The organism is Paraburkholderia fungorum (genome assembly GCF_046026025.1).
In the GTDB taxonomy this organism is placed as follows: Bacteria; Pseudomonadota; Gammaproteobacteria; order Burkholderiales; family Burkholderiaceae; genus Paraburkholderia; species Paraburkholderia fungorum_E.
This window is the reverse complement of the sequence record NZ_JAQQFL010000019.1, coordinates 12,622-24,976: the sequence shown is the minus strand read 5'-3', so window position 1 is coordinate 24,976 and position 12,355 is coordinate 12,622. Positions and strand designations below refer to the sequence as shown.

Annotated in this window: 11 protein-coding genes; 1 reads left to right on the top strand and 10 read right to left on the bottom strand. The window is 59.3% G+C overall.

Annotation, left to right across the window (positions count from 1 at the left end):
• Nucleotides 1-21 precede the first annotated feature (21 nt).
• The 9 genes from PQR67_RS20970 to PQR67_RS20930 all read right to left on the bottom strand — a co-directional run bounded on the left by PQR67_RS20970 (nucleotide 22) and on the right by PQR67_RS20930 (nucleotide 9,947).
• Complete coding sequence (locus PQR67_RS20970) at nucleotides 22-1,188, bottom strand: porin (protein ID WP_408463358.1); 1,167 nt, start codon at nucleotides 1,186-1,188, stop codon at nucleotides 22-24.
• 183 nt (nucleotides 1,189-1,371) lie between these two features.
• Nucleotides 1,372-2,232: a class II glutamine amidotransferase gene (locus tag PQR67_RS20965; RefSeq protein WP_408463355.1), complete on the bottom strand. Its 861-nt coding sequence runs from the start codon at nucleotides 2,230-2,232 to the stop codon at nucleotides 1,372-1,374.
• Between the two features lie 117 nt (nucleotides 2,233-2,349).
• Nucleotides 2,350-2,715, bottom strand: a complete 366-nt coding sequence (locus PQR67_RS20960) for a response regulator (protein ID WP_028196001.1) — start codon at nucleotides 2,713-2,715, stop codon at nucleotides 2,350-2,352.
• Nucleotides 2,716-2,735: 20 nt separating this feature from the next.
• A complete protein-coding gene (locus PQR67_RS20955) occupies nucleotides 2,736-3,707 on the bottom strand; it encodes a chemotaxis protein CheX (RefSeq protein WP_408463353.1) in 972 nt (323 codons plus the stop codon).
• Nucleotides 3,708-3,751: 44 nt separating this feature from the next.
• Nucleotides 3,752-4,291, bottom strand: coding sequence for a hypothetical protein (locus PQR67_RS20950; RefSeq protein ID WP_408463350.1), 540 nt, complete (start codon nucleotides 4,289-4,291; stop codon nucleotides 3,752-3,754).
• Nucleotides 4,288-5,022 (bottom strand): methyl-accepting chemotaxis protein, encoded by a 735-nt coding sequence (locus PQR67_RS20945; RefSeq protein WP_408463347.1) that lies wholly within the window; start codon nucleotides 5,020-5,022, stop codon nucleotides 4,288-4,290. Before PQR67_RS20945 ends, PQR67_RS20950 begins: the two co-directional genes overlap by 4 nt.
• A 72-nt stretch (nucleotides 5,023-5,094) precedes the next feature.
• The gene (locus PQR67_RS20940) at nucleotides 5,095-7,485 is read right to left on the bottom strand and encodes a HAMP domain-containing protein (RefSeq protein WP_408463345.1); all 2,391 of its coding nucleotides are present in this window, start codon (nucleotides 7,483-7,485) and stop codon (nucleotides 5,095-5,097) included.
• Between the two features lie 248 nt (nucleotides 7,486-7,733).
• Nucleotides 7,734-8,435 (bottom strand): DNA alkylation repair protein, encoded by a 702-nt coding sequence (locus tag PQR67_RS20935; RefSeq protein WP_408463343.1) that lies wholly within the window; start codon nucleotides 8,433-8,435, stop codon nucleotides 7,734-7,736.
• 954 nt (nucleotides 8,436-9,389) lie between these two features.
• Entirely contained in the window at nucleotides 9,390-9,947 is a 558-nt protein-coding gene (locus tag PQR67_RS20930; RefSeq protein ID WP_408463341.1) for a restriction endonuclease, read from the bottom strand.
• 503 nt (nucleotides 9,948-10,450) lie between these two features.
• Here PQR67_RS20930 and PQR67_RS20925 point away from each other — a divergent pair.
• A complete protein-coding gene (locus tag PQR67_RS20925; protein WP_408463338.1) occupies nucleotides 10,451-10,885 on the top strand; it encodes a hypothetical protein in 435 nt (144 codons plus the stop codon).
• A 170-nt stretch (nucleotides 10,886-11,055) separates the two neighbouring features.
• Here PQR67_RS20925 and PQR67_RS20920 read toward each other — a convergent pair whose 3' ends face one another.
• The gene (locus PQR67_RS20920; RefSeq protein ID WP_408463335.1) at nucleotides 11,056-12,261 is read right to left on the bottom strand and encodes a TnsD family Tn7-like transposition protein; all 1,206 of its coding nucleotides are present in this window, start codon (nucleotides 12,259-12,261) and stop codon (nucleotides 11,056-11,058) included.
• Nucleotides 12,262-12,355 lie beyond the last annotated feature (94 nt).

Genomic DNA, 12,355 nt, shown 5'->3' with positions numbered 1-12,355 from the left:
CCGGTCCGTTCAATCAGGCAATCAGAACTTGTGGCGGATGCCGACGATCGCCAATTCCTGGCTGTTCGTCCCTGAATTCACGCCGTAACTGCCGATCGAGGCTTGCGCGCTCACCACCTTGCCGCTCGCGTTCAACGTGTTGCCGCTCGCCTTCTGGTAGCCCGCCAGCGCGTACAGTTCGGTGCGTTTCGACAGCGCGTAATCCGCACCGAGGTTGACCTGGTTGTAGTGCGCCGAGCTCGGACCCGTCAACGACGTGTAGTTATAGCCCACGCCCGTGCGCAAGGCCGGGGTGATCTGATAGTTGAAGAACACCGAACCGGTGTTGAACTTGGCCGTGTCGTGGAATGCGGAGAACGCGTCGTTCGCGTACTGCGTGTTCGAGTAAGCCGCGCCGATGGTTGCCGCGCCGATTACGTACTGTCCGCCCACACGCACAATCTGAATCGACTTCGCACTCGCAAAGCCCGCGTTGATCACCGTGTTGAAAAGCGAATCGGAACTGCTGGTCCACGTGCGCACGTTCGCGGTGGTGGTGTTGCCGCCATTCGCGTAGAAGTAACCTGCGCCGAGCGACAGCGGTCCATTCGCATAGGCCGCACCGAAGCTGTACGTCTGACCGTTGCCGGTTGCACCGGCAACACCGCCCACGCCGTACAACGCTTCCACCTGGAAGCCGGCGAACAGCGGGCTCACATACTTGATCGAGTTGCTTACGCGCAGACTGTTGTCGTAGTTGTCGAGGTCGCCGGGCGTGGCGAACACGCCGCCGAAGTAGTTGTCTTCCGTGAGACCTTGAACCAGATCCACGACCGGATCGTATTGACGTCCCGCCGTGACCGTACCCCACGTACCGCTCGATAAACCGACCACCGCCTTGCGGCCGAATTCGCGGCCACCTTGGCCGAGCGCGCCCGTACCGAGGTTGAAGCCGTTCTCGATCTGGAACACCGCAGCGAGGCCGCCGCCCAGGTCTTCCGTACCCTTGAGGCCCCAGCGGCTGCCGGACAGATTGCCGCTGCTGAACTTCACGAGCGAGGATTGATTCTGGCCGTTCGCGCCTTGTGCGTTGTGCACGTAAGCGATACCGGCATCGACGATGCCATACAGCGTGACACTGCTTTGTGCCTGAGCGCCGGCGGCAAACAGAAGACCGGCAGGCACAGCGAGGAGAGAAAGTCGTTTCATTTTTCGAGTTCCCGTATCAATGTTGTATTTGTTTAAATCTGGCGCAACGATACGAGATGAGTTTGCGTCGGCAAACTAACTAATTCTTGGATGGATATGAAAACGACAGTCGCGTGACCGCTTCTAAGGCCACGCATCGATGTGACTATCGACGTGACTATTTGTGTGACAATCGGCGCGATGTCACGCCGGGACGGCGGACAATTCGGAGGGCGCGTATTTCGAGGTCGCGAGGACCTCGGCGGGAACGGGTACATGCGCGCGCCGCAACAATGCGCCGCGGCGGAACATCAGGAGGTCGCCGGGTTGGCAGGCGGTCCATATTTCATCGGTGAGCGGCGTGGTGGCAATCACCGCCGTACGATCCGCCGGCGTGCCACGCTCGGCGAAATCCACCGAGAGATCGCCGTCGACGAGACGCGCGCTCGAAAACGGCCAGTGACGTATCACGTACGACAGACGCGTCGAGCAATACGCGAATTGTGCCGTGCCGTTCGACAGCACGAAGTTGAAAATGCCATACGGGTTCAGTGTGCGGGTCGCCTGCTCGATAACGCCGAACACGGTGTCGGCGTCGTCCGCGTCCGCATCGGCATCCGCTTGAGCGGCGAAATGGGCGTAGAGGCGGTTCATGATGAAGCAGAACGCCGCTTCGCTATCGGTCGTGCCGACCGGCGTGTACGGCCCATGCTCTGCTTCATCGAGCGGTTGAAGATCGCCGTTATGCGCGAACACCCATTGCTGACCGCGCAATTCACGCATGAACGGGTGGCAATTCTCCACCCGTGCGCCGCCTTGCGTCGCCTTGCGAATATGCGCGACGACATTGCGCGACTTGATCGGATAACTCTTCAGAAACTCGGCCACCGGCGACCGATACGCCGGTTTTTCATCGACGAACACGCGACAGGCGCGATCCTCGTAGAACGCCACGCCCCATCCGTCGACATGATGGTCGGTGAGGCCGCCGCGAGCAGCAAAACCCGTCAGCGAGAAACTGACGTCAGTAGGTTCCGCGCAACTGAGGGCGAGCAATTGGCACATGCTCGCAGACTAACGTGTTTCAACCGCTACCGTTATAGCGAATCATGCTTTGTAAATCACCGGCGCACGGGCTCCCGAAAACCCTCACCTTTGCCGGGTTCCCGGCGCGTACAGCGCCTAGCTCGCCAGCTTGCGGAACGTTTCCAGCACCGCGTCGCCCTTGAACGGCTTGACGATCCAGCCTTTCACGCCCGCCGCCTTGCCGCGCTCTTTCATGGCCGGGCTGCTTTCGGTCGTCAGCATGATGACGTTGACAGTTGTGTTCGCGAGTTCACCGCGAATCTTCTCGACCATCGTCAGGCCGTCCATGTTCGGCATGTTGACGTCGCTGATCACCAGCTTGATGCCGGGGCTGGCCTTCAGTTTGGCGAGACCGTCCTTGCCGTCCACCGCCGTGTCGACATCCAGACCGTTCTTCTTCAGAAAGCCGGCCACTTCGTCGCGCACCGTGCTTGAGTCATCCACCACCAGAATTTTCGACATGTTTTTTCCTATGACAACATTCAGAACAGATCCAGTTCGCCCGCTTCGACCATCGCGCCGACGTCGTTCGTGACTTCCCTGAAGTCCTCGGGCGACCAGCTCAGGCTGAACACAAAACGTTGATGCAGCTTGACCGAGCGGCCCGAGCGCGGGTCCGTCAGCGAGTACATGAAACACAGTTGCGGATTGCCGGTGCCGAACGAGATGTACTTGTGCTTGTGATTCACCAGCAACGGCACCTGCACCTGGCTGCGCAGCCATGCGTCCGCGTCGCCGACATAGCGGTTCTTGAACGAACCCCAGATCAGATTCGTCACTTCGCCGAGCACGCCATTCAGATCGCGGAAATTGGCTTCGCCGTCTTCCGCGCTCTCGCTTGTCCGATAGCGATCGAGCAGTTCGAGAATCGGCGTCTCTTCCGCCTGCATCATCATGTAGCCGCGGCACCACGCGCTTTCCAGCGGGATCAGGCTGAACACCTCGCCGAAGATGATCCGGTCGCGCACGATATAGGGCGTATCGCACGCGATGCTCAGATCCTTGAACACGTCGCCGAGAATCGCCTGGGTCATGTCGGCGATGCCGCGCACCAGCGCATTCGGATAGTCCAGGCTGAAGATGTACTCGTCGATCACCTTGCGTAAAGGCGCCATATCGTGCGCGACATAGGCCGCGCAGACCACGCGGCGCAAGCTCTCCGGCAAACCCTCGAGGCTCGGATCGTCAGCGCGACGCACGATGATGGGCAACTCGGGGCGCACCGCGTTGATCCTGATCGCGATCTCGGCGCTCGCTTCGGCCGAGCCGCCGTAGCTTTCGGCGAACAGCACCGCGCCGAGATCGATGTTCGAGCGCAGCACCGATTGCAGGCGATTCTTGCCGACTTTCACGCCGACCAGATTGTGCTCGTCGCAGAAACGCTTCAGCGCCTCTTTGTGCACGGGGCAGTCGTCCAGCACCAACACCTTGCTGACCGGTTTGTTCATGTTCATTTCGGGCTCCTGCCCACCGCGGATATCGACATCATGGTCAACACTCAGAACAACTCCAGCTCACCGCTGGTTTCCTCGACCGAGCTCGTGTCCGCTACAAAGTCGATCGGCGCATGCGCGCACACACATACCGTCGCGGCAAGCTGCACGGAACCGTTCAGCGTGATCGAATACGACGACAGCAAACCCGGTTTCAACTCCTCGAGATGCCCCAGACAACGCGCGCTCAATACGTAAGGCGTCGACATGCCGAGATCCGGAAAGTAATTCAGCAATTCCTGATTCATCGCGCCGCAGCACAGATTGCAGATTTCCAGAAACACTTCCTGGAACGGGCGCTCGTCAGCCTCGTTCAGGTAGTAGTGACGGGTGCTGTCGTTCTCGTCGAAATGAAGGATCAGCAGCAATCTGAACATGATCGACGAAATGGTCAGCACGACCACCTGCGTGTCCTTCGTCGCGCCCGTGCCAGCCTCGGCGAGTGGCACGATCTCGCACGTATCGCCGGAGTCCCGCGGCAGGCGCGCCTGCGCCGCCTTGCGGAAAATGCGTTGAAAGCTGTCCTTGGCGTTGGCCGTAATCACATCGGCACCTGGTGCAGCTTCGAGCGGAACTGGTTGGCGAGCGATTCGACGCTGGAGAGCGACGCCGCGATCATCTTGCCGCCCGCCTGGATGTCCTGGAACGTCGAGGTCGTGGTCAGATCGTTGCGATGCAGGCTGTCGCGATAGCTCTTCGACAATTCCTCGGAACGCGCGGCCAGCGCCCGGACCTCGCTCGCCACCACGGCGAAGCCGCGTCCGGCCGGACCCGCGCGCGCAGCTTCGATCGACGCGTTCAGCGACACGATCACGACATGCCGGACAATCGACGACAGCTCCTGATTCTTCGCGTGCATGTCGTGGTTCTGCGTCATCAGCGAGATCATCTGCTCGTGCCAACGCTCGAAAGTCGCGCCGAGGCTCTTCAGACGCGCGGCTTCGCCGGCGATCTGTTGCGCCTGTTGCGCCCACTGGTCCTTGTCGTCGGCCGCGGCTTTCAGCGTTGCGCGCAGCTCGTCGACACTGGCTGATTGCTGCCGCAGTTCTTCGCTCAACTGGGCGGCCAGCGCTTCCATCTCCTGCGCGGCCTGCTCGCGTTCGCGGATCGCGTCACCGTGGTCCGCGTGTTGCGCCGCCAGCGCCTTGAGCCGGACATCGGCTTCGGCGGAGAGCCGGGCCGTCAGCTTCGCGCTATGCAATTTGTGCACGACAAATGCCAGCAGCGCGGTCACCGCGCTGCCTGCCACCGCCGCCAATACGTACTGTTGAATCACAACCTATCCTTCCGAAGTCCGTCGCGAACGCGCGTCAATCCATCGATCCGTCTATCCGCGTTCGCTCAACGTTCAATCCACCATCGCACCGACTTGCAGTTCACCGGCGTCGCCGCGCGCCTGCACACCCAGCGTATCGACGGCGACGCTATCCGGCAGACAGACGATGGTCTGGAACTGACGGAACGATGCGCCCTTGTGATCGTCGGTGAAGCGCAGTTCGATGCGCCCGTTCTCGCGCTTGAGGAAGTCGCGCACGGCGTCCATACCCACGCCGCGGCCCGACACTTCCGTGACCGTTGCGGCGGTCGAAAAGCCCGGCCGGAAAATGAATTCGGCGATGGCTTCGTCGCTCAGTTGTTCGTCGCGGCCGATCCAGCCGCGCTCCGCCGCAATGCCGCGAATCCGTTCGAGCGCGAGGCCGCGGCCGTCGTCGCTGAGCGTGATCTGCAGCGCGCCGCTATCCACGCCCACTTCGATATCGATCGTGCCGGCCGGTGTCTTGCCGTGTGCGCCGCGCGCCTCGGCCGTTTCGATACCGTGGTCCATCGAATTGCGCAGCAGATGCATGAATACGTTGCCCAGCGTGCCGCCCGCGTGGCCACGCAGACGGTAGCCGTTGTCGTCAATACGCACGGTCGGCGCCGGTTTGCCCAGTTCCCGCGCGAGCGAAGGCAGCGAGTCCAGCACGCCGGACAGCGCGTCGCGCACGCTTTCGCTGCCGAGCGCGCGCAAGGCCTGGCGCAGCGCATTGCGCATCGACTGCAATTCGTGGAGTTCGCCGGCGTTGGTCTTGTCCAGCATGCTCAGGGTCTGCTGAATCTGGTCCTTCTCGACCATCACGTAGCGGCCCGCATTGCCGGCGTTGTTCACGCCGGCTTTGGCCTTGCGGCCGAGACTCTGTTCGTTGATGTGGGCGTAGCTCTCGATCGCCTCGCGCACACGCGTCAACTCCTGCATCAGGAGGTCCTGGTCCCAGGAGCGGTCCGCGTCGGGCTGGCGCAGTTCGTGATAGCTCTGCTCGGTTTCGTGCACAACGTTCGTCAGATGCGCCAGGTTATAGGTCCGCGCATTACCCTTGATGGTGTGCATGTTGCGGAACAGCTCGGCGATCGCCGCATGGTCCGCTTCCGAATGCTTGCGGATAATGCGCTCGTTCTCGCTGACGAAACCGGCGGAGCTTTCGATGAAGTGATGGAACTTCTCTTCGCTCACCGCGAGAATCTCGCCGATCATGTCGAGACGGCGACGCTGTTCGCTGGCTTCCGCGGCGAGCTTGCGCAGTTCGGTCACGTCGCGCACGCACAGCATCAAACGCACGATGACGTCGTTTTCGTCGGTGATCGCCGACCAGCTGAGGTCGAGAATCTTCACGCGGCCATCGGCCATGCGCTTCGAAATTTCGCCGACCAGCAGATGCTGATTGAACGCGAAGTTGATGCAGTCTTCGCCGAGGCACGCATGCGCCGCCGCGTCGACCTGCGAGAGCACGTCCGAGCCGAGTTCGGTATCCGAGAACACCAGATCCATCAGACCGCGCCCGGCGATGTCCTTCGTTTCGAAGATGTCTTCCAGATACGCCGAATACTCCGAGTGAATTACGGCGCCGTCGACCACCGTCAAGATGCCTTGCTGCATGTTCTGCAACATCGCCTGAATGTCGGCCGTCTTCTGCTTGAGTTGCGCCGAGCTTTCCTGGATCTTTTCGATCATGCCGTTGAAAGCGACGATCGAATGGCCGATCTCATCCAACCGGCCAACCGGCACACGGCGCGTGAAATCCTGGCTCGACGCGATCTCGCTCATCATGGCTTGCATACGGCTGAGCGGGCGGGTGATCTGACGGTAGAGCAGTGTGCCGATGAAAGTCAGCAGAATGATCGCAATACCGGTGACAGCGGCGATGGCTGTCGTCGTGGTGGAAAGCGTGGCGTTCAGTGTGGTGATCGCCTCGTCTTTCTGACGGTTCTTTTCGACGCGCAGGGTTTCGACAATGCCTTCGAGTTCGTCGCGATACTGCGCCACGTTCGCGAACAGATACGCTTGCGCGAGTTCGTTCTTGCCGTCGGTTTTCATTTTCGCCGTCTCGGCGATCGCGGAGAAGTAGTTCTCCAGGCTGTCCTTGGCCTGGGAGACGAGACCTTGCTGGGCATGGCTCGCTGCGTCTTTGGCTTGCAGCGCGAGGGCCTGTTGCAACGAGGTCTTTTTCTTCTTCAGTTCGTCTTGTGCCTGGGTGACCATGTTGGCGTCCGGCGCGTAGACCAGGGTCATGGTGGCAAGCTGGACGTCTTTCACTTGCGAGACGAGGTCGGCGGAAGCGAGTGCGCTGGGAACGACGCCTTCCGTCACCTTGCGCACTTCGGCTGCGCTGCCGCGCGTCTGATACACCGCGTAGCCGCCGATCGCCGACAACGCGACGAACATCAAGATAACCAATAGCGTGATGCGATGACGGATAGTCATGTGAAGCCCCCGAGCGTATGGCCTTCGCGTCAGCTCTCGATCGGAGCAGCGCGTTTTTTTGCGAATTTGAGTGAAGATTGCAGCGCTGCCGAGTATTGCTCGCGCATGTTACTAAGCGATGACTACACGGTTTTTGAGCGCGCTCGGGGGGGTAAATATTTTTCTAAAGTTTTTGGTTTTGGTGCCGTTAATTGATGCCTGCTTATATCCCGTTTATATCTAGATTATTTTCACGATTACTTTTGCGATTACTTTTGCGTTGCGTTTGGCAGATGCTTTGACGCCTCACGCAGCGTAAGCGGCGACATGATGTCGAGCGAAGCGGAAAGAAAGGCGCTCACCGCATGCGGTGCATGCCACGCGTAATCGCGCAACGCCCAGCCGATGGCCTTACGGATAAAGAAGTCGTTTTCGGCGGCCAGCGAACGTGCGTAGCTGAAAAGACGCTCTTCGTCGGTCTGCTCGCGCCAGCCGAGTTGGTGAATCATCGCAATGCGCCGAACCCACAGCGATTCGTGCTGGAGCGCCGCATCCATCGCGGCCTGTATCCCCGGCGTATAGGTTCGCGCCGCTTTCAGAACATCGCCGACGACACCCGCCAGCGGATCGATCGAATCCCACCAGGTGCGCCGCTGAGCGAGCTCTAATAGATGTGCGATGTTTTCCGGTTCAAGCGTCTTCCATTTGCGCGCCAACAGGTCAGTCGCGACGTACTGGAATTCGCGTTCCGGCATCGACCATAAGACATCCGCGCACGCCAGCAAATGATCGGCATTCTCCACGGGTAGCCGCTTGAACACCGGCAATACCGCTTGCCGCCGCAGAGGTGTCGGCACACCAATGAACTCGAACTGGTGACGCATATAGGCGCGCATCGCGAGCGCGCGTTCAGCGTCAGCGTGTGGCAGAAGTGCCGCCTTGATTTCTTTGCCAAAGGCGCGGGGCGTCATCGAGGAAGGGGCTCCATGTGAATGGAATGCGGTTCGCGGGTAACTGCGCGCGGCGCAGGCCTCCCGAATCTTCTCACCTTTGAATCGAAGGTACGTTGACAGGTCGTAACATTATCACCGCGCACGCTCCCGAATCCTCTCACCTTTGGGTTTTTAACAAGGCACCCAAGCGCGACCTGACACGTTGTACAAGGGCACAAGATTGTGCCTGCCGGCGGCGATTACGCGTTGAGGCCCACGCTTCTCGCGTAGTCGCAGGCTTCGTTCTGAATGCTCCGTGCAGCGCGGTGAACGGCCATGAGGGGACTCCCTGGAAATCCTCACCTTATTTCGGATGCGTGCTCAACACGGGGATTGCCCACCTCCTGGAATCGCTCACCTTTCGCGAGCGATCTCCTGGAACTCCTCACCTTGCCCGTGTTTTGCGGTGAACAAGGTGCAGTTTGACTCCTGGGACAGCTCACCTTTCGCTGAGTTGGCGACACCTCCTGGAACGTCTCACCTCTCGCCGACGTGAAGTCATACACCATGGAACGCCTCACCTTTCGTCGAAATAGTGGTGTCTCCTGGAACACCTCACCTTTGGCTACAGTGACGGCATTTCCTGGCGATCCTCACCATTGATCGCGATGAGGCCATCTCCTGGAATTCCTCACCATCCTGGAATCGCTCACCTTCGCGGTATCACGAGACAATAAAGTTCCGATGTTGACACCCAGACATTGCAAGGGATTGGAGCCAGCAGAGGCTCCCGTCTGTATATTAAAGTACTGAGCGTTTGCAGAATCATACGCATTTACGCCGGAAATCGAGACAAAAAGTGGCGACCTTCCATGCTGCATAACGGTTTGCGCGGCACGGCTCAAATGGGGCCATATTGTGCACGGAGGTGGTCCGCAAGGATGCTTGGATTCGCCCGGCTTAGCTAGGTAAGGCGGGAGACTGTTCTCTTCCTTAGGCGGACGTGGCGTCGGCTTCAGGCTCGGCATCTGCCTCGGCTTCCGTCTCAGAATCATCGACCTCGAATACGCCCTCCAAGTAAGCTGCGTAGCGTTGTTGCAGGTATTTGAGCGAAGCGTCGCGATCGACCTGAACGTCCAGGTGGTCCTGGAAGAACTTCAACCGGGCACGATTTTCGTCGAGAACCTGCCCCCAGTCAGCGCCCAAGATGTCGCCATTGACGAGTACGGCACCGAACAGCGCCTGAATGTCCGCCTTGTTAGGCGGTGACAATCCAACCGAAGTCACCAAGATGTAGCGAGCGGGCGTCAGCTTAGATACTTTGACCGCCTCCTTCTTGAGTTCGCTCATGAGACCGGCGAGCCCAGTTCCAGCATAGTGTTTGCATTGAACGATGATGTCGCCCGCCGCACCCGCGCGACGAAAATCGATTCCAAGATCACGGCCCGTCTTGAATGACTCGAGGACAAATCCATCGCGCGCCTGAATCAAGTCGCGGGAGAGCACCTCGAAATCGTGGGGCGACAGTTGTTTAAAGTCGTAACTTGGCATCAAAGGACCTAGATGAGAACTGAATCGCCTCGACTGCGGACCTGTCCGATCACGCTTCCGCCGTACACTGCGAATCCAGTCATCCGAAGCTACCAACTCGTCAGGGCGAACTCGGATTGTACCGCTCCACTACAGCCCGACCCCGCGCTGATGACGTTCGCACAGGGAATCGATAAGTCGTCCCGCGGATGTTGAAAAATTCGCGTGCCGGTCCGCTGGCCAGTACACTGGCAGCATATTTCCCGGTGGAACCATGACCGTGCGGCTCATCGAGAACTAGGAGGAATATCGCGAAGTGCGCAGGACCGTCTCGACGCTGGTTGACCGCGATCCGGCGCCCGGTTCGCCGGACAGCAACCGGGTAGAGGCACTTGTGAGCCTGACGGGGCAGTATGAGGCGCCGTTCATGCAGGGCCTCGCCCAGCGAAGCGGCTGGGCGATCTGCCAAGGTGACACGATATGATCGGAAACAGCATCCGACTTTTGCCTCGTGGAGTTCATTCATGACACAGCATCCTGACTCCAGGTCGACAGCAGCGATCATGTTTCGCGACGAGTTACTTGACAAGGGATGGCCTGACGATTCTGAGGTCGCCATGCTGGCCGGCAAGGCGCCCGGTCCGGAAGCGGCAACGTACGCGATCGAAGAGCGAGCGGGAGGTGCTCTGCTGGGTGTGTGGTCAGAGCCCCGGCATTGCTTCGTCTATCCGGACTTCCAGTTCCGCCAGTCTGGCGCAATCAGGAAGGAAATTGCAGCACTCCTGGCCGTGCTCCCACGCGACGACGATCTTGATGGCTGGAGACGCGCATTCTGGCTTTATTCGCCGCACGCACTACTCGATGAACGGACGCCGGCAGACGTTTTTCCAGACGCACCTATGCGCGTGATAAAGGTCGCTCAGGTCGAATTCCAAGGCGACTCCGATGCGACCTGGTAGGGCCGCAGCTTGCGCAGGTGCACGCAAGACATCTCTAGTATCGATCGGGTAGCTTATGAACAAGAATCACTTCATAGGCCTCCAGATTCCGCGACAACACGACCGGCAGCAGCAAACCAGTCAGCGTAGCCGTCCAACAATTTAACTTCGGACTATAACTGGCATCCGGACTAAAACCCGCGCACAGGTGAGCGTTTCCTCAAAAGTCGGGACACGACTCGTGGCGAAGCTCCTATCACGTCAGCTATGTGTGCCAAGGTCGCACCCGTGTTTTCAAGACTTCGGGCGAGTTCTGCATGGCTATGTCCGTAGACCGTGGGACGGACATCTTGGGGAATCCCTGCCTCTGTGCAACTATAGGTAAAACGGAATCCGCAACTGCATTTTCCGGAGAACCGCCCCGCTTTTTTGTGGTACTGGCGACGCTCGACAACATGCCCCGGCCCGTGGTAAGCCAATTCGTTCGGACATACGGGCCACGCTAACCCGCTATCTCGCTCATGGAGGGAGGCCATGAATATCACCACCAACACCGCCCGGATTGTAAATCTCGGCGGCAAACGACCATTGACAGCTTTCGCCAGCCAATTATTGTTTCCGAGTACAGGCAGCGATCCTATATGGTACAGATACGGTTCACCATAAAACTCTATGAAATGCCTGGTCAATCTTCGACAGTCGACATCATGAGGACCAAACGTGAAACCGGCGGTCCAGGCCGTCGCCTTGAATTGCGCCAGCGCGGCCCCAACGTCCGTCGACACGTGATTGTGGAGCAGCCAGACTGACGCACGCGTCACACGCTGGCAGGCGTCGAGCTGTGCGGCATTGAGGTCAAGTGCGATTGGAAGGACATCCTTCGCGGGCAGAAGTTGGAGCGTCGGCCAAGACGTCAGAAAGTGGAGATCATTGCTTGAAATTTCGGTCAGCCAGCGACCGTGCTCAGGGCAGAGTACGATGCCCGGCAACAGATGAGACCGACGCCAATATTCCGGTCGTCCAGACGCGCGGTCGGCTGCACGACAGCCTTCGCAAAAGCGCAACGTCGAGTGCACGACGAGTGGGGACGGCTTCTGTTGTTTTTGTCGCATGGCGACCAGCAGAGCGTCACGAAATGGCATGGGAAGCAACGCTGCATAATACGGATACAAGGTACGCTGCTCGGCCAGCTCATCGCTACTTAACGCCCACACATGACGGGTTTCCTCTGCGACTCGCTCGAGTCCATAGGCTAAGGTAACCGACAGGCGTTGCTGGTATCCGAACAGATTCTTCAGAAATCGCACCTTATCTCCGACTTTGACGTCCACCATGTAGCGTGCGACGACGCTAAACAGCGGCTCGTCTGGATATGGAGGATCAAGATCAACCGACATCGTTTCGCCTGTCTGTCCGTGCCAAGCCAAATTTTTTATTGGACATACCAACCACAGTCGTCACCCGAGGCAGCTTTTCCGTGTGTGACGGCTG

Excerpts from the sequence above, each read along its gene's own strand:
- PQR67_RS20940 (WP_408463345.1), bottom strand. The coding sequence starts at position 7,485 with ATGACTATCCGTCATCGCATCACGCTATTGGTTATCTTGATGTTCGTC.
- PQR67_RS20955 (WP_408463353.1), bottom strand. The coding sequence starts at position 3,707 with ATGAACATGAACAAACCGGTCAGCAAGGTGTTGGTGCTGGACGACTGC.
- PQR67_RS20930 (WP_408463341.1), bottom strand. The coding sequence starts at position 9,947 with ATGCCAAGTTACGACTTTAAACAACTGTCGCCCCACGATTTCGAGGTG.
- PQR67_RS20970 (WP_408463358.1), bottom strand. The coding sequence starts at position 1,188 with ATGAAACGACTTTCTCTCCTCGCTGTGCCTGCCGGTCTTCTGTTTGCC.
- PQR67_RS20925 (WP_408463338.1), top strand. The coding sequence starts at position 10,451 with ATGACACAGCATCCTGACTCCAGGTCGACAGCAGCGATCATGTTTCGC.
- PQR67_RS20920 (WP_408463335.1), bottom strand. The coding sequence starts at position 12,261 with ATGTCGGTTGATCTTGATCCTCCATATCCAGACGAGCCGCTGTTTAGC.
- PQR67_RS20960 (WP_028196001.1), bottom strand. The coding sequence starts at position 2,715 with ATGTCGAAAATTCTGGTGGTGGATGACTCAAGCACGGTGCGCGACGAA.
- PQR67_RS20935 (WP_408463343.1), bottom strand. The coding sequence starts at position 8,435 with ATGACGCCCCGCGCCTTTGGCAAAGAAATCAAGGCGGCACTTCTGCCA.
- PQR67_RS20965 (WP_408463355.1), bottom strand. The coding sequence starts at position 2,232 with ATGTGCCAATTGCTCGCCCTCAGTTGCGCGGAACCTACTGACGTCAGT.